Annotated in this window: 7 protein-coding genes and 1 pseudogene; 3 read left to right on the top strand and 5 right to left on the bottom strand. The window is 56.6% G+C overall.

Annotated elements, in window-relative coordinates; translation table 11 throughout:
* Positions 1–156: 156 nt before the first annotated feature.
* The 5 genes and pseudogenes from BG910_RS06785 to fur all read right to left on the bottom strand — a co-directional run bounded on the left by BG910_RS06785 (position 157) and on the right by fur (position 14,809).
* A complete protein-coding gene (locus BG910_RS06785; protein WP_089036188.1) occupies positions 157–11,373 on the bottom strand; it encodes a YadA-like family protein in 11,217 nt (3,738 codons plus the stop codon).
* A gap of 628 nt (positions 11,374–12,001) precedes the next feature.
* The gene (gene dapD / locus BG910_RS06780) at positions 12,002–12,823 is read right to left on the bottom strand and encodes a 2,3,4,5-tetrahydropyridine-2,6-dicarboxylate N-succinyltransferase (protein ID WP_089036187.1); all 822 of its coding nucleotides are present in this window, start codon (positions 12,821–12,823) and stop codon (positions 12,002–12,004) included.
* 183 nt (positions 12,824–13,006) lie between these two features.
* A complete protein-coding gene (locus BG910_RS06775; RefSeq protein WP_089036186.1) occupies positions 13,007–13,444 on the bottom strand; it encodes a hypothetical protein in 438 nt (145 codons plus the stop codon).
* 52 nt (positions 13,445–13,496) lie between these two features.
* On the bottom strand, positions 13,497–14,240 hold the full coding sequence (gene aat, locus BG910_RS06770; RefSeq protein WP_089036185.1) for a leucyl/phenylalanyl-tRNA--protein transferase: 744 nt from the start codon (positions 14,238–14,240) through the stop codon (positions 13,497–13,499).
* 70 nt (positions 14,241–14,310) lie between these two features.
* Positions 14,311–14,809 (bottom strand): annotated as a pseudogene (gene fur / locus BG910_RS06765) (ferric iron uptake transcriptional regulator).
* A 145-nt stretch (positions 14,810–14,954) separates the two neighbouring features.
* On the opposite strand from fur, the gene BG910_RS06760 reads away from it, so the two are divergent.
* The 3 genes from BG910_RS06760 (at position 14,955) to BG910_RS06745 (ending at position 17,854) form a co-directional block, all read left to right on the top strand.
* On the top strand, positions 14,955–15,377 hold the full coding sequence (locus BG910_RS06760) for an outer membrane protein assembly factor BamE (protein WP_089037176.1): 423 nt from the start codon (positions 14,955–14,957) through the stop codon (positions 15,375–15,377).
* A 13-nt stretch (positions 15,378–15,390) separates the two neighbouring features.
* Entirely contained in the window at positions 15,391–16,197 is an 807-nt protein-coding gene (gene dapB, locus BG910_RS06755) for a 4-hydroxy-tetrahydrodipicolinate reductase (protein ID WP_089036183.1), read from the top strand.
* A gap of 361 nt (positions 16,198–16,558) precedes the next feature.
* Entirely contained in the window at positions 16,559–17,854 is a 1,296-nt protein-coding gene (locus tag BG910_RS06745; RefSeq protein ID WP_198344764.1) for an AmpG family muropeptide MFS transporter, read from the top strand.
* The last annotated feature ends 41 nt before the right edge of the window (positions 17,855–17,895 follow it).

Here is a 17,895-nt window from a genome sequence, read left to right as displayed (position 1 = left end):
CGGTATTCAGACAGGCGTTTCTTATTTTTGCAAAGGTCCCGGCCTACCCTGCCCTTTTCCCCAAAAAAGAAAATACCCGCTCTTCAAGCGGGTATTTTTGTTTCGCCTGTTTTTTTCAAACGGCCTGACAACTGCCTCAGTGCCGTCTGAAAAGGTTTACCACTGGTAACCGATACCGGCGGTTGCGCCGTAGTAACCGCGCGAGTTGCCGGAGGCAGTGCCTTTGATCACCCAGTTGCCGCCGTCGGAGATGCTGGAGAAGCCGACTGCGTAACCGCTCTCGCCGCGGTAGGTGCTGCCTGCAACCGCCATCATGCTCTTGCCGGGCAGGTAGGCTTGCGGCAGGCCGGCGATGGCCATGGAAGCGGCTGTACCGGCGTTGGCGCGTGTTTCGACACCGTTGATTTGTTGCGTCAGATGACTGCCGACGGCTTGGAGCTGGCCGACGTTAACCGCATCGGTCGGAGCACGGCCTGCACCGACGTTGTGGATGACAACGGGGGCATCTTTGCCGACGAGGGTTACGTCGTTGGCAGCTTGACCGCCGTTCAACGCGCCTTCTTCGTTGCTGTACTGCACCACGCCTGCGCCGCCGTTTTGCAGCGCGCTGATGTTGGCAGTATTGGCAGCCACGTTGGCATTGGTGGCAAACAGTTGTCCGCCGTTAACGGCTTCAGTGCTGTCGGCAGCGATATTGCCTGCGGCAACGCCGCTTACTTTGTTGCCGCCTGCGTTGATGCCGTCTTTGCTGATGGCCACGTTACCCGCTTTGATGCCGTCTGAATTCAGAACGGTATCGCCTGCGGTGACGCTCGTAACGTTCAGCGCTTTGTTCAGCTTGACTTTGAGGCCGTCCGAACCTGCTTCGGTGGTGATGTTTTCATCGCCTTTGAAGGCTACGCTTTCGCCGAGTTTCTTCACGCCCGTGCTGCCGCTGTCGCCGTTGAAGGCCAGACCTTGCGTATCGACGGCGGTTTTCGCGGCGACGCCTTTAGCGATGTCGGCTTTGGCGGCATCGGTCAGATCGACGGCGTAATCGGTTACGTCGGTTGCGTCTTTCGCGCCCGCAGTCACTTTCACCGCTGCGCCTTGGGCCGCGCTGACGGTGGTTTTTTCGGCGTGGACGGTGTAGGCGGTGTTGCTGCCTGCGGTATTGGTGTCAACACGGGTGTTGTTGCCTGCCACGACGCTGGCGGTGGTATCGGCTGCGGCAGCCAAGCGTTTCACGTCGTCAATGTTGGCGGCGTTGCTGCCGACGTCTCCTCCGCTGGCTACGCCGGTTATGGCTTTGTTGCCGGCGTTGATGCCGTCTTTGCCGATGTTCACATCACCGGCCTTGAGGCCGTCTGAAGTAAGTGCGACGTAGTTGCCGACTTTTACGCCTCTGTTGTCCACAACGGTATCGCCTGCGGTAACGCTGTCAACGGTCAGGTTTTTGGCGGTGGCCACTTTGTAGGTGGTGCTGCCGTCGTTGTTCTGCTCAGGCGTTACCACGATGTTGTCTCCTGCAGCCACTTTGTTGGCGGCTGCCGCAGCGGCACGGTTCAGCTGATTCACGTTTACCGCATCGGTACCGGCTTGGCCTTCGCCGATATTGGCAATCACGTTGCCGCCGTTGTTCAGACCTTTTTCAGACAGGCTTACTGCGTTGCCGCCGTCGGCAGGCGTGATGCTCATGCCGCTGCCGTTGACAGTGGCGGTGTTGCCTGCCGCATCGGCGAACTGGGCGCTGTTCAAGCCTTGCAGCTCTTTCGCCAGTTTCACGTTCAGCGTGCCGTTGCCGTCTGAAACCACGCCGATGTTGTTGTCGGCGAGTTTCGCGGCGTCGGTTACGCCGCCTTTAACGGCTACGGTGCTGCCCAGCTTGCGCTCGGATGCTGTACCGCTGTCGCCTGCAAAAGTCAGCGGACTGGTCACGGCGGTGTTCAGCGCGGTCAGGGCGTCGCCTACGTTGGTGTAGGCGGCGGTGGTGCCGTCTGAAGGTTTGCCGCTGACAAGGGTGTAGCTCGGCGCGGTCACGTTGCCTGCGGCGTCAACGGTGCTGCCGCCGCCCAAGGCGTTGGCGACGTTTTGGCCGGCTTTGAACAGCTGGCCGCCGTTGACGGCGTCGGTGCTGTCGGCGGCGATATTGCCTGCGGCAACGCCGCTTACTTTGTTGCCGCCTGCGTTGATGCCGTCTTTGCTGACGGCTACGTTACCCGCTTTGAGGCCGTCTGAATTCAGAACGGTACCGCCTGCGGTAACGCTGTCAACGGTCAGGTTTTTGGCGGTGGCCACTTTGTAGGTGGTGCTGCCGTCGTCGTTTTGCTCAGGCGTTACCTCGATGTTGTCGCCTGCGGCCACTTTGTTGGTGGACGCGGCTTGTGCGGCTTTGAGCTGCTTGAGGTTGACGGCTTCATCGTCTTTCGCGGCATCGGCTACGTTGCTGATGGCTTTGTTGCCGGCGTTGATGCCGTCTTTGCTGATGTTCACATCGCCTGCTCTGAGGCCGTCTGAAGTCAGGGCGATGTCGCTGCCGACTTTCACGCCGTCGTTGTTTACAACAGTATCGCCTGCGGTGACGCTCGTAACGTTCAGCGCTTTGTTCAGCTTGACTTTGAGGCCGTCCGAACCTGCTTCGGTGGTGATGTTTTCATCGCCTTTGAAGGCTACGCTTTCGCCGAGTTTCTTCACGCCCGTGCTGCCGCTGTCGCCGTTGAAGGCCAGACCTTGCGTATCGACGGCGGTTTTCGCGACGACGCCTTTAGCGATGTCGGCTTTGGCAGCATCGGTCAGATCGACGGCGTAATCGGTTACGTCGGTTGCGTCTTTCGCGCCCGCAGTCACTTTCACCGCTGCACCTTGAGCCGCGCTGACGGTGGTTTTTTCGGCGTGGACGGTGTAGGCGGTGTTGCTGCCTGCGGTATTGGCTTCAACACGGGTGTTGTTGCCTGCCACGACGCTGGCGGTGGTATCGGCTGCGGCAGCCAAGCGTTTCACGTCGTCAATGTTGGCGGCGTTGCTGCCGACGTCTCCTCCGCTGGCTACGCCGGTTATGGCTTTGTTGCCGGCGTTGATGCCGTCTTTGCTGATGTTCACATCGCCGGCCTTGAGGCCGTCCGAACCGAATACGTTGTTACCCGCGGTAAATGTTTGCGCGGTTACGCCGGTAAACGTCGGAGTATCCAAGAAGTCGAGGGTAACGGTGTCACCCGATTTGGTTGCCGTCAGGTTGGTGTTTTTGGAAGTCACGTTTTGCAGTGCGCTGTCGGCTTTTTGCAGACTGGCCTTAGTCGTGTCATCAAGGGCGACGGTGTAGAGGGTGTTGCCCTGCGAGTCTTCCTGACCTGCGGTCACGGTTACGCCTGCGCCGTTGGCGACGGACGAGGTTTTTTCCGAGGCGTTGATGGCTTCGGCCACGTCGCCTGCACTCAGCAGTTTGTCTTTGTCGGCGTCGGCTACGGTCACGTTACCGCGTGCGATGGTCGGGGCGGCTGCTTTGGCGACGTCCACGGTGTAGGTGGTCGCGCCGGTGCCAGCATCAACTTTCGAAGTAACATTGGCAAAACCCGTGCCTTCCACCACGGATTGTGCGGCTTTGGCGGCGGATTGTACGGCAAACAGCTGGTCGCCGGTAACAGCGTCTTTGCTGCCTTTGGCAACCTCGCCGTTGGTCAGACCGGTGATTTTGTTATCAGTTTTATCGATGACAACATCACCGACGCTGACTTTGTCAAACGTTACCTGCGGTGCGGTGGCAACGGTGATGTTGTTGCCGTTGCGGGTAATGCCGATGTTCGTGCCGTCAAGGAACTGTACGGTATCGGCAGCGGCTACTGCGGATGAGGTATCGCCGTTGGCCTGCAGTTTGAACGTCTGGTTTTGCAGCGCGCTGATGCCGGCAGCGTTGTTTGCCACGTTGGTGTTGGTGGCGAACAGCTGGCCGCCGTTGACGGCGTCGGTGCTGAGGGCGGTCGAAATATCGCCTGCGGCTACGCCGGTGATTTTCTTATCGCCTGCAAAGATGCCGTCCGCAGTAATCTTAGGTGCGTCGGCTTTGGTTGCGCCTGCTGCATCAACGAAGCTGAGGCCGTCTGAATTTAATACAGTATTGCCTGTTTTCACGCTGTTGAGCGTCAAATCGTCTTTCAGCGTGTAGGCAATGCCGTCGGCGTCTGCGGTGGCGGTCAGGTTTTCATCGCCTTTGAAGGCTACGCTTTCGCCGAGTTTCTTCACGCCCGTGCTGCCGCTGTCGCCGTTGAAGGCCAGACCTTGCGTATCGACGGCGGTTTTCGCGACGACGCCTTTAGCGATGTCGGCTTTGGCAGCATCGGTCAGATCGACGGCGTAATCGGTTACGTCGGTTGCGTCTTTCGCGCCCGCAGTCACTTTCACCGCTGCACCTTGAGCCGCGCTGACGGTGGTTTTTTCGGCGTGGACGGTGTAGGCGGTGTTGCTGCCTGCGGTATTGGCTTCAACACGGGTGTTGTTGCCTGCCACGACGCTGGCGGTGGTATCGGCTGCGGCAGCCAAGCGTTTCACGTCGTCAATGTTGGCGGCGTTGCTGCCGACGTCTCCTCCGCTGGCTACGCCGGTTATGGCTTTGTTGCCGGCGTTGATGCCGTCTTTGCTGATGTTCACATCGCCGGCCTTGAGGCCGTCCGAACCGAATACGTTGTTACCCGCGGTAAATGTTTGCGCGGTTACGCCGGTAAACGTCGGAGTATCCAAGAAGTCGAGGGTAACGGTGTCACCCGATTTGGTTGCCGTCAGGTTGGTGTTTTTGGAAGTCACGTTTTGCAGTGCGCTGTCGGCTTTTTGCAGACTGGCCTTAGTCGTGTCATCAAGGGCGACGGTGTAGAGGGTGTTGCCCTGCGAGTCTTCCTGACCTGCGGTCACGGTTACGCCTGCGCCGTTGGCGACGGACGAGGTTTTTTCCGAGGCGTTGATGGCTTCGGCCACGTCGCCTGCACTCAGCAGTTTGTCTTTGTCGGCGTCGGCTACGGTCACGTTACCGCGTGCGATGGTCGGGGCGGCTGCTTTGGCGACGTCCACGGTGTAGGTGGTCGCGCCGGTGCCAGCATCAACTTTCGAAGTAACATTGGCAAAACCCGTGCCTTCCACCACGGATTGTGCGGCTTTGGCGGCGGATTGTACGGCAAACAGCTGGTCGCCGGTAACAGCGTCTTTGCTGCCTTTGGCAACCTCGCCGTTGGTCAGACCGGTGATTTTGTTATCAGTTTTATCGATGACAACATCACCGACGCTGACTTTGTCAAACGTTACCTGCGGTGCGGTGGCAACGGTGATGTTGTTGCCGTTGCGGGTAATGCCGATGTTCGTGCCGTCAAGGAACTGTACGGTATCGGCAGCGGCTACTGCGGATGAGGTATCGCCGTTGGCCTGCAGTTTGAACGTCTGGTTTTGCAGCGCGCTGATGCCGGCAGCGTTGTTTGCCACGTTGGTGTTGGTGGCGAACAGCTGGCCGCCGTTGACGGCGTCGGTGCTGAGGGCGGTCGAAATATCGCCTGCGGCTACGCCGGTGATTTTCTTATCGCCTGCAAAGATGCCGTCCGCAGTAATCTTAGGTGCGTCGGCTTTGGTTGCGCCTGCTGCATCAACGAAGCTGAGGCCGTCTGAATTTAATACAGTATTGCCTGTTTTCACGCTGTTGAGCGTCAAATCGTCTTTCAGCGTGTAGGCAATGCCGTCGGCGTCTGCGGTGGCGGTCAGGTTTTCATCGCCTTTGAAGGCTACGCTTTCGCCGAGTTTCTTCACGCCCGTGCTGCCGCTGTCGCCGTTGAAGGCCAGACCTTGCGTATCGACGGCGGTTTTCGCGACGACGCCTTTAGCGATGTCGGCTTTGGCAGCATCGGTCAGATCGACGGCGTAATCGGTTACGTCGGTTGCGTCTTTCGCGCCCGCAGTCACTTTCACCGCTGCACCTTGAGCCGCGCTGACGGTGGTTTTTTCGGCGTGGACGGTGTAGGCGGTGTTGCTGCCTGCGGTATTGGCTTCAACACGGGTGTTGTTGCCTGCCACGACGCTGGCGGTGGTATCGGCTGCGGCAGCCAAGCGTTTCACGTCGTCAATGTTGGCGGCGTTGCTGCCGACGTCTCCTCCGCTGGCTACGCCGGTTATGGCTTTGTTGCCGGCGTTGATGCCGTCTTTGCTGATGTTCACATCGCCGGCCTTGAGGCCGTCCGAACCGAATACGTTGTTACCCGCGGTAAATGTTTGCGCGGTTACGCCGGTAAACGTCGGAGTATCCAAGAAGTCGAGGGTAACGGTGTCACCCGATTTGGTTGCCGTCAGGTTGGTGTTTTTGGAAGTCACGTTTTGCAGTGCGCTGTCGGCTTTTTGCAGACTGGCCTTAGTCGTGTCATCAAGGGCGACGGTGTAGAGGGTGTTGCCCTGCGAGTCTTCCTGACCTGCGGTCACGGTTACGCCTGCGCCGTTGGCGACGGACGAGGTTTTTTCCGAGGCGTTGATGGCTTCGGCCACGTCGCCTGCACTCAGCAGTTTGTCTTTGTCGGCGTCGGCTACGGTCACGTTACCGCGTGCGATGGTCGGGGCGGCTGCTTTGGCGACGTCCACGGTGTAGGTGGTCGCGCCGGTGCCAGCATCAACTTTCGAAGTAACATTGGCAAAACCCGTGCCTTCCACCACGGATTGTGCGGCTTTGGCGGCGGATTGTACGGCAAACAGCTGGTCGCCGGTAACAGCGTCTTTGCTGCCTTTGGCAACCTCGCCGTTGGTCAGACCGGTGATTTTGTTATCAGTTTTATCGATGACAACATCACCGACGCTGACTTTGTCAAACGTTACCTGCGGTGCGGTGGCAACGGTGATGTTGTTGCCGTTGCGGGTAATGCCGATGTTCGTGCCGTCAAGGAACTGTACGGTATCGGCAGCGGCTACTGCGGATGAGGTATCGCCGTTGGCCTGCAGTTTGAACGTCTGGTTTTGCAGCGCGCTGATGCCGGCAGCGTTGTTTGCCACGTTGGTGTTGGTGGCGAACAGCTGGCCGCCGTTGACGGCGTCGGTGCTGAGGGCGGTCGAAATATCGCCTGCGGCTACGCCGGTGATTTTCTTATCGCCTGCAAAGATGCCGTCCGCAGTAATCTTAGGTGCGTCGGCTTTGGTTGCGCCTGCTGCATCAACGAAGCTGAGGCCGTCTGAATTTAATACAGTATTGCCTGTTTTCACGCTGTTGAGCGTCAAATCGTCTTTCAGCGTGTAGGCAATGCCGTCGGCGTCTGCGGTGGCGGTCAGGTTTTCATCGCCTTTGAAGGCTACGCTTTCGCCGAGTTTCTTCACGCCCGTGCTGCCGCTGTCGCCGTTGAAGGCCAGACCTTGCGTATCGACGGCGGTTTTCGCGACGACGCCTTTAGCGATGTCGGCTTTGGCAGCATCGGTCAGATCGACGGCGTAATCGGTTACGTCGGTTGCGTCTTTCGCGCCCGCAGTCACTTTCACCGCTGCACCTTGAGCCGCGCTGACGGTGGTTTTTTCGGCGTGGACGGTGTAGGCGGTGTTGCTGCCTGCGGTATTGGCTTCAACACGGGTGTTGTTGCCTGCCACGACGCTGGCGGTGGTATCGGCTGCGGCAGCCAAGCGTTTCACGTCGTCAATGTTGGCGGCGTTGCTGCCGACGTCTCCTCCGCTGGCTACGCCGGTTATGGCTTTGTTGCCGGCGTTGATGCCGTCTTTGCTGATGTTCACATCGCCGGCCTTGAGGCCGTCCGAACCGAATACGTTGTTACCCGCGGTAAATGTTTGCGCGGTTACGCCGGTAAACGTCGGAGTATCCAAGAAGTCGAGGGTAACGGTGTCACCCGATTTGGTTGCCGTCAGGTTGGTGTTTTTGGAAGTCACGTTTTGCAGTGCGCTGTCGGCTTTTTGCAGACTGGCCTTGGAGGCGTCAGACAGATCAATGGTGTAGTTGGTGTCGTTGGCCGCATTGTCTTTGACAGAGGTAACGCTTACAGCATCACTTCCTGCCACATTCGTACCCTCGGCGTTGACGGTGTAGACAGTTTGTCCATCCGAACCTTTGCCTGCGATAACGTCGGCGATATTGGTGCCTTTTTGCACTTCGGTTTTGCCGGCACGAATGGCTTCATGCACGGTATTTTTGCCCGTGCCACCAATGTCGGTCATGGTAACAGTACCGTCGCTGCCCATCTTGGCTGTACCGCCTAATACGGCTCCCACGCTGCTGCCCAAAGTATTGATGACATTATCGGTTGCATAAAGCTGGCTGCCGTTGACGGCATCGGTACTCTCCGCAGTAATACGGCCGGCCGCAAGATTCGTCAGCGTACGTTCCTGATTTTTTTTGCCGATGCTGACGGTTGCCGTCGGATTCGCACCTGCAAAACCGCCGTAGGCAATACTGCCGATTTTTGCATCGGAAGTTGCCTGCACCTCATCCGTAACCGAAGATGAACCGATTGCAACAGAATGTTCGTGTCTTGCCTGTGCGTCGTTACCGAATGCAGCGGCAGAAGTTGCCGATGCAACAGCCTGTGCGCCAACCGCCGCCGCATTATAGCCCGATGCATTTGCAGAAGAACCGGCTGCCAACGACTGAATTCCCGTCGCATTGGCCTGTGTTCCGACTGCCGTTGCGTTTTGCCCGGACGAATTAGCGGCATAACCGACGGATACGGCCGAAATATTCTGTGCTTTCGCCTGATAACCTACGCTCACAGCACCGACACCTGTCGCCTTACCACCCAAAGCAATGGCGGAATCGCCTTCTGCTTCAGCCTGGTTACCGATACCGACGGCATTACTACCGTCTGCCTTTGCATTCGTACCGAACGCCAATGCGCTACCGCCGGCACTGTTCCCTGCGTTTTTAGCCTTACTGTTGGTCTTGGCACCCGAGCCAATCGCAATATCATAGTTTTCTTTGGCAGAGGCCTTCCAGCCAAGCGATACCGCTCCGGAACCTGCGGATTCGGCGTCAACGCCTACGGCAACTGCATATGATCCGGTTGCACCGTCATTATCATAATTCCCGCCTTTATCAGCATCATTATCGTAATCTACACTGAAGTAATGCGTTTTGCCTGCTTCGGTCATGCGGTAGAGCTGGTCACCGTTGACGGCATCGGTACTGCCCGCGGCGACGCTGCCTGCGGCAACGTTGGTGATGGTTTTTCCGCCGTTGTTCAGGCCGTTTTCAGACAGGCTGACCGTGCCGGTACCGACGCTTACTTTGTCCACATTGATGTTGCGGCTCAGGTTAATGACGTAATCGGTGTTGTTGCCGGTTACAGTGCCCACTACACTGAGGTTGCCGTCTGTATTTTTGGCGGTGGTGGTTTTTTCGGTGGCGGTTGTGGCGGCATTAATCGCGCCCGCCACCTGCTCGGCGGTGGCAAAGTTGTCGCCCGCCGCAGCGGCGCTCACTTGGCCTGAGGGACTGGTGATCAGGGCGGATTTGTTCACGTCAAACGTGATGTTGCCGCCTACGCTGCGCGCAGTTGTGCCCGCACCGTTCACGAAATTAATGTCGCGGTTAGTTTGGTTAAGCGTTTCGGCCTGCGTGCCGTTAACGCTGGTGGTCAGCGTTTGCACGGCGCTGTCGGCTTTTTGCAGGCTGGCTTTGGCAGTATCAGACAGGCTTACGGTGTAAGTCGTGTCGTTGGTTTTCGCATCGTTATTTGACGAAACAGTCAGGCCGTCGCCGGTTTCGACAACCGTGCCTTCGGCGTTGATGGTGTATTCCTTACCGCCGCTTGTATTCGTGGCTTCCGTAATGCTTGCGATGTTTGTACCTTTGGCCACTGTATTTTTCACTTGGGCAGCGTTAGCAACGGCATAAAGCTGGCTGCCGTTGATTGCATCGGTCGAATCTCCTGCAACACGGCCTGCGGCAACGTTGACGATTTGGCGCTCTTTACCCGCCGCACCCACGCTGACCACACCGTTGGCTGCGCTGCCGACACCTGCAAACTGATGGGTTTTGCCGCCGATATCGATAGAAGACACCGCCTCCGCCGCTTTATCAGCGGAACTGTTGCCCAAAATCACGCTGTTGTCTTGGCTGCTGGTAACAGCATTACCCAATACGAAAGTATTACTGTTGGCAACAGTATTGTTGTTACCGATGCCGTATGACCCGCTGCCGCTGATATTGCCCAGCTTGCCGACCGCACCCGAACGATCACCGCCGACCACATTGTCAGTACCGATAGAGATGGATTCCAAAGCCGTCGCTTTGGCACCCGAGCCGATGGCGGTTGCACGCTCACCTGCGGCGGTCGTCCTCACACCCGCAGCAATGGCGTCCGCGCCTGTCGCACCGTCGTTGTTATAGTTCGAACCCGCTCCCTGCTCGGTACTTTTAATACTGTAATAATGATCTGAATTCAGTAGCAGATTGGAAGCCACGGCATAAAGCTGGCTGCCGTTAACCGCATCCGTACTGGCGGCGTTTACCTCACCCGGAGCCACGTTTTTCAACTGGCGTTCGTAGCCGGCCGATCCGAACGACACCACGTCGCCTGCAGCGACCTTATTGCCGCCGGCAAAAGCAATGAATAAAGTAGAGCCGTCGATTTGTTTAATGCCGGCATTGCTTACTTGGGTTGCGCCCGTACCCACATTACTGCCCGCACCGATGGCAACGGAGTTTTCCAAATCTGAAGTCGAGCCTACGCCGAGCGCAAGCGAAGCGGTGCCGGTTGCGCGTGCACGCGTACCGAATGCAGTTGACAAATCGGCAGCAACTGCCTGAACACCGACAGCTACCGCACCTGCGCCGGCAATCGTCTTCGCATAGCGACTACGGGTCCGATTTGTAAAATCGACCAAATAGTCGCCGGTCAGATCTTTATACTTGATTGCAGCAGCCTGGTTATTAAGATTATGGCTTTCCTTTTCAGTTGCAACCGCATTCCATAAAATCGGATTTGTACTTGCCACCTTATCCAAATCGTCACCGCCGACGGCAATGGAGGAGTTGCCTGTCGCCTGCGCATTTCCACCCAAAGCAACCGACTGGTCTCCACTGGCATTAGCTTGCGCACCGATGGCAACAGACTGCGCATTGGCAGGTGAGCCAGTAGAGGCATTATGACCGATTGCAATCGTATCTTCTCCGTTTGCCGTTGCCCTACTGCCTGCGGGCGAAATTGCAATGCTATAGTTTCCATTACCATCATTTATTGCTGCCGCAAACGCCTGACCGCCCACCGTTAACAGGCTCGCTGCCAAAATGCTGTAAATAAATTTCTTCGTCGCGGAGAGGCCGTCTGAAACGGTTGTGCCGTCCGTGCATTCGCTCTGCGCACGTTTACCTTTGGCGGTTTCAATTTCAGACACAGCGACCCATGCTCCCAATGAGTCATTCCAAATGGTGCGGAAATTCTTATTCATTTTTCAAATCTTTCTATCTAGAAGTAACAAGACGGTTCAACCCGGAAATCATGACATTACATTTTTTGTCAGTTTGTTACGCAAACTGTCATGCCAATCACTATAAAAATACGGATAATCAACCACGGCTTGCTTGTACCGTTTAGCCAGATTTACTGCCGCTTGTCGCAAATTACCTGCAACGCAGCGGCTCCGGACAATAACTGCCGCAATCCGTTTACAGATAAACGGAGCAATTTTCATGCCAAACGGTCATGCCTCGAAAATGTCGTCTGAAAATGTCGGATATCTAGTGAAGTAAAATAAGAAAGATACAAGGCGGCAAGCCGAAGACAGTACAACTAGTACGGGACAGATGAACTTGGCGCTTCAGCGCCTTAGTGAATCGTCCTCTTTGAGCCCGGCCACAGCCAACGCTGTAGATTTCTTATTTTAATTCACTATAAATATCCGACCTACAGCGGGGAGCCGCAGGTCGGATTCAAGAATCCGACAAAAAGGACAAAACCTCTGCGGAGCATTAAATGCCGTCTGAAATACCGGTTTATCAGCAAGCAATCTTTGCAAAAATCAAAAAGGCCGTCTGAAAATTCAGACGGCCTTTGTTCAAATTACTTCAAACAAAATTTCAAACCCCGCGCAACAGCTCGTTCACGCTGGTTTTCGCGCGGGTTTGCGCATCGACGCGTTTCACAATTACCGCGCAGTAGAGGCTGTGCGAACCGTCTTTAGACGGCATGGATCCCGAAACGACCACCGAACCCGCCGGCACGCGGCCTTGATAGATTTCGCTGGTGGTTCGGTCGAGGATTTTGGTCGATTGGCCGATGAACACGCCCATCGAAATCACGCTGCCTTCTTCCACAATCACGCCCTCGACGATTTCACTGCGCGCGCCGATGAAGCAGTTGTCTTCAATGATGGTCGGCGCCGCCTGCAAAGGCTCCAACACGCCGCCGATGCCTACGCCGCCTGATAAATGCACGTTTTTACCGATTTGCGCACAAGAGCCGACGGTCGCCCAAGTGTCCACCATCGCGCCTTCGTCCACATACGCGCCGATGTTCACATAAGAAGGCATCAGCACCACGTTTTTACCGACAAAGCTGCCGCGGCGCGCCACCGCACCCGGCACCGCGCGGAAACCGGCGGATTTGAACTCGTCTTCGCTCCAATCGGCGAATTTGGTCGGCACCTTGTCGAAATATTTGTTCACGCCGTCGTTCAAAACCTCGTTGTCGGCGATGCGGAACGACAGCAACACGGCTTTTTTCACCCATTCGTTCACCTTCCATTCGCCCACGCCCAAACGTTCGGCCACGCGCAATGCGCCCGAATCCAGTTGGCGCAGCGTTTCCCAAACGGCTTCCTTAACTTCGGGGCTGACGCTGGTCGGGGTGATGTCGGCGCGGTTTTCAAACGCGGTTTCGATGATTTTTTGCAAAGACATAGTGATTCCTTTGAATGGTTAGGGCCGTCTGAAACCTTTTCAGACGGCCTGTGTGAAAATCTGAAACTGAAACGGATAAGCCGTTATTCTGCCATGCAAACACGGTTTCGTCAGCTATTAAGACGATTACGCAGACAATCCCACAGCCTGCATATTTTCAGACGGCCTTACCGTCCGAACGGATCAGAGGTTACGGTTTTCTTCTTCCAAACACCGAATCCGCGCTTCCAATACCGCCGTCTTCTCCTGCCGCGCAACGCTCTCCTGCGCCCGGATGCAGATTGCGCAGAACCATGACGTAACGGCGAATGCCAAAAGTGCGGTTTTGTCGGTCAATTCATTGAATACCTGCGGACGGGTAATGATGACGACACCGTTGCCGACGACAAACAACGCCACGGCGAACATCAGCCGTTCGGTGCGGCTGAAACGGTGCTCCCCTGCCAGCAAGCCTTTACAGATTTTGTTAATCCACGGCAGACCGCCGCCGATGGCGGAACCGAACACCAGCGAGGCGAGATGGTCATATTGCCGCGTCCAGTATTCGGGCGGAATCACCCCCAACAGCAATGAAAGCACGCCCGATACGGCAGGTACGGCCACAGGAACTTTTTTATCCATTTATTCGACATTTGCATTTTTTCAACCGGCCGATTTTCAGACGGCCTTGATTTTAGCGGAAACTGACGCAGTTGGGGAGACAGTTGCAGCATACTGTTCCGCCTATGTTCCGACACAGCGGCCTGCCGTTCAAATCCCGCAAGGCCGTCTGAAAATCGTGGAAATCCATCTGTTCGGAACCGAAACGCGCCAAATGTTCGGTGTCCTGCTGGCAGTCAATCAGTTGTACGCCGCGTTCGGCCAGATACGGTACAGCGCAGGCAAACGCGATTTTGCTCGCGTCGGGCGCGAGGGCGAACATGGATTCGCCGTAAAACACGCTGCCGATTTGTACGCCGTAAAAGCCGCCTGCGAGTTTCAGGCGGCCTTGTTCGTCGGGATACCAACATTCAAACGAATGCGCATGACCCGATTCGTGCAGGCGCGTATAGGCCGTCTGAAATTCGGGCACAATCCATGTGCCGTCCTGCCCGGGGCGCGGTACGGCGGCGCAATGGGCAATCACTTTACCGAACGTTTGGTCGGCGGTAACGCGGTAAGGCTTGTTGCGCAAGGTTTTCGCCAGCGATTTACCGATATGCAGTTTTTCGGGGAACAACACCGTGCGCGGCGCGGTGGCAAACCAGTAAAACAGTCCGTTTTGCGAAAACCACGGGAAAATGCCGCTGCGGTAAGCCGACAGCAACCGCCCCCTGTCCAAATCCGCGCTCACGCCGACCAAGCCGTCGCAATGTTCCAGCGCGTAATCGGGATTGGGAAAACGGTAATCTTGCGGCGGTAAAAAGGGAATGTTCATTTTTCCTGTTTCCAAAAAATTTCAGACGGCCTCAAATCATCTGAGGCCGTCTGAAAAGTCAATCCCGCAATCAACGCTTGTTTTTCGCTTGGCAGTCGGCGCAAATGCCGTACATATATAAGGCATGGTCGACGATACGGTAGCCGTTTTCTTCGGCGATTTTGTCTTGCAGCGCTTCGATTTCGGGGTTGTGAAACTCGGTCACGGTGCCGCATTTGACGCAGACGATGTGGTCGTGGTGGTCGCCCTTGTCGAGTTCGTAAACCGCTTTGCCGGTTTCGAAATGGTGGCGCTGCAAAATGCCGGCCTGTTCAAACTGGGTCAGCACGCGGTAGATGGTGGCGACGCCGATTTCGATACCCTCCTCCAGCAGAATGCGGTAAACGTCTTCCGCGCTCAGATGCTCTTCGGCATGGGTTTCAAACAGGTCTAAAATTTTCAAACGCGGGCCGGTTACTTTCAATCCGCTGTCTTTCAGTTGCGCAATATTGCTGAATTTTTCCATAGTATTCAATACCCCCTGTGGTGTAATAACCGTTATAATACGCACTTTCCGCCCGATTGCCCACCTGCGCCCATAAAGGTTTTCTATAACCGTTTCAGGCCGTCTGAAAAGAATCGGGTTGAAATGATTTCTAAAGATACGATTATCGTTTGCTTTTCGAAGATATTCAAGCGACGATGCCTTCGACACACTCAAAGAAAGGTCCAACCGTGAATAAAACCCTATGTTTCGCCCTTGCCGCCCTGTTGGGGCTGGCTGCGTGCAGTGCCGAGCGCGTTTCTCTTTTTCCTTCGTATAAACTGAAAGTGGTGCAGGGCAATGAATTGGATCCGCGCGCCGTCGTATCTTTGCAGCCGGGCATGAGCCGCGATCAAGTGCAGCTTCTGCTGGGTACGCCGCTGTTGCGCGATGCGTTTCACGCCGACCGTTGGGACTACACATTTAATACAGGCCGCAACGGCGTGATTAAAGAGCAGCGCAACCTGACGCTGTATTTCCAAAACAACCAACTGGTCAAAGCCGAGGGCGATGCGATTGCCAAAGCCATCGAAATGTTGAAAGCCGCACAGGCGCAGCAGCCGCAGGTTCAGCCGGCGCAACCCGGCGCAGCTTACGTTCCAATCCAAAAATAATTGAGGAAACAAAATGGGCGCATTGAAAATTGCCGTCGCCGGCGCAAACGGCCGCATGGGGCGCGTTTTGGTTCAGGCTATCGATCAACATCCCGACACCGTATTAAGCGGTGCGCTCGAGCATTCGGGTTCGGACGCGCTGGGCTTGGATGCGGGCTTCGCGTTGGGCTTGAAAACAGGCGTCGCCATCAGCGACGATATGGATGCGGTTTTGGCGCAAAGCGACGTATTGATTGACTTTACCCGTCCCGAGCCGACCCTGAACCACCTGCAAAAATGCGTGGAACAAAGCGTCAACATCATCATCGGCACCACCGGTTTCGACGACGCGGGCAAAGCCGCGATTAAAGCCGCAGGCGAAAAAGTCGGCGTGGTCTTCGCCGCCAATTTCAGCGTCGGCGTGAACCTAACGTTCCACATCCTCGACACCGTTGCCCGCGTATTGAACGAAGGTTACGACATCGAAATCATCGAAGGCCACCACCGCCACAAAGTCGATGCCCCCAGCGGCACCGCGCTGCGCATGGGCGAAGTGATTGCCGACGCGCTCGGCCGCGATTTGAAAGAATGCGCCGTTTACGGCCGCGAAGGCCACACCGGCGCGCGCGACCCGAAAACCATCGGTTTTGCCACCGTGCGGGCGGGCGACATCGTCGGCGACCACACCGCGCTGTTCGCCACCGACGGCGAGCGCGTGGAAATCACCCACAAAGCCTCCAGCCGCATGACTTTCGCCGCCGGCGCCGTCCGCGCCGCCGTGTGGGCTGCGGGCAAAAAAGGTTTATTCGATATGCAGGACGTTTTGGGACTGCGCAACTGACCGCCGCGCGGCTTGGAACCTTGAGGCCGTCTGAAAAAGGTTTGCCGGAATGCAGACGGTTTTCAGACGGCCTTTTGCTTTTTTATATATTCGGCCGTCGTAAAACAACTGAAACGGCAGCCTGCCGTAGGTCGGGCACTTTTGCCCGACAAACTGCCGGTATGCGCCAACGGTAATTCGGAATATCCGCCGATGCCGGGCAAAAGTGCCCGACCTACGGCTTGGTTTTCAGATAATTCGCGGCACACAAAAGGCCGTCTGAAAACAGCGGCTTACCCCGTTTTTCCCAAACATCTATAACACGGTAATTTTCAGACGGCCTGTCACACCGCACCGACAATAAAACAAAACGAAACCCATCATGACCGATACCCAAACCAGCACATTCAAACAAATCTTCTCACGGCGGATGCTCATCTGCATCTTTACCGGTTTTACTTCCGGCCTGCCGCTGTATTTCCTCATCAACCTCATTCCCGCGTGGCTGCGCAGCGAACACATCGACCTCAAAACCATCGGCCTGTTCGCCCTCATCGGCCTGCCGTTTACCTGGAAATTCGTCTGGTCGCCCGTGATGGACGCCGTGCGCCTGCCCTTTCTCGGACGGCGGCGCGGCTGGATGCTCGTCACCCAAATCGGCCTCTTGGCCTCGCTCGCGGCCTACGCATTCCTCAATCCGCACCAACACATGGCCGTGATTATGGGTTTGTCGCTGGTCGTCGCCTTTTTCTCGGCCAGCCAAGACATCGTGCTTGATGCGTTCCGCCGCGAAATCCTGCCCGACAGCGAACTCGGTTTGGGCAACGCCATCCACGTCAACGCCTACCGCGTCGCCGCGCTCGTGCCCGGTTCGCTCAGCCTGATTCTCGCCGACATCATGCCCTGGCAGAATGTTTTCCTTATTACCGCGCTGTTCATGATTCCCGGCCTGCTGATGACCCTGTTCCTCGCCCGCGAACCCGAACTGCCGTCCAAAGCCCCGCGCACATTCGCCCAAACCGTCGTCGAGCCGTTTCACGAATTTTTCACCCGCAAAGGCGTGAAGCAGGCGCTGATGGTGTTGGCGTTTATTTTCTTCTACAAACTCGGCGACAGCATGGCCACCGCGCTGGCCACGCCGTTTTACCTCGACATGGGCTTCAGCAAAACCGACATCGGCCTGATTGCCAAAAACGCCGGTCTCTGGCCGGCCGTCATCTTCGGCATCATCGGCGGCATCTGGATGCTCAAACTCGGCATCAACAAATCCCTGTGGCTGTTCGGCCTCGTCCAATGGGCGACCATTTTGGGCTTTGCCTGGCTCGCAAGCTACGGCCATTTCGACACCGTCGGTCTCAACGAACGCCTGCTGCTCGCCGTCGTCATCGGCGCCGAAGCCATAGGCGTCGGCTTGGGCACAGCCGCTTTCGTCGCCTACATGGCGCGCGAAACCAACCCCGCATTTACCGCCACCCAGCTTGCGCTGTTTACCAGCCTCTCCGCCGTTCCCCGCACCTTCATCAACGCCACTACCGGCTTTTTGATCGAAAAACTGGGCTACGTCGATTTCTTCTGGCTCTGCTTCGCGCTGGGTGTTCCCGGAATGCTGCTGCTGTTCAAAGTCGCCCCGTGGCACGGCGGCAAAACCGGGCAGAAGCCTGCAATGCAGCAACAATAATCAGGAAAAGAAAAGGCCGTCTGAATATTTCAGACGGCCTT

Origin of the sequence: Neisseria chenwenguii, assembly GCF_002216145.1 — a bacterium.
Taxonomy (GTDB): domain Bacteria; phylum Pseudomonadota; class Gammaproteobacteria; order Burkholderiales; family Neisseriaceae; genus Neisseria; species Neisseria chenwenguii.
The sequence above is the reverse complement of the archived record's forward strand: the minus strand, read 5'-3'. Positions and strand labels throughout refer to the sequence as shown.

Excerpts from the sequence above, each read along its gene's own strand:
- dapD (WP_089036187.1), bottom strand. The coding sequence starts at position 12,823 with ATGTCTTTGCAAAAAATCATCGAAACCGCGTTTGAAAACCGCGCCGAC.
- aat (WP_089036185.1), bottom strand. The coding sequence starts at position 14,240 with ATGAACATTCCCTTTTTACCGCCGCAAGATTACCGTTTTCCCAATCCC.
- BG910_RS06745 (WP_198344764.1), top strand. The coding sequence starts at position 16,559 with ATGACCGATACCCAAACCAGCACATTCAAACAAATCTTCTCACGGCGG.
- dapB (WP_089036183.1), top strand. The coding sequence starts at position 15,391 with ATGGGCGCATTGAAAATTGCCGTCGCCGGCGCAAACGGCCGCATGGGG.
- BG910_RS06775 (WP_089036186.1), bottom strand. The coding sequence starts at position 13,444 with ATGGATAAAAAAGTTCCTGTGGCCGTACCTGCCGTATCGGGCGTGCTT.
- BG910_RS06785 (WP_089036188.1), bottom strand. The coding sequence starts at position 11,373 with ATGAATAAGAATTTCCGCACCATTTGGAATGACTCATTGGGAGCATGG.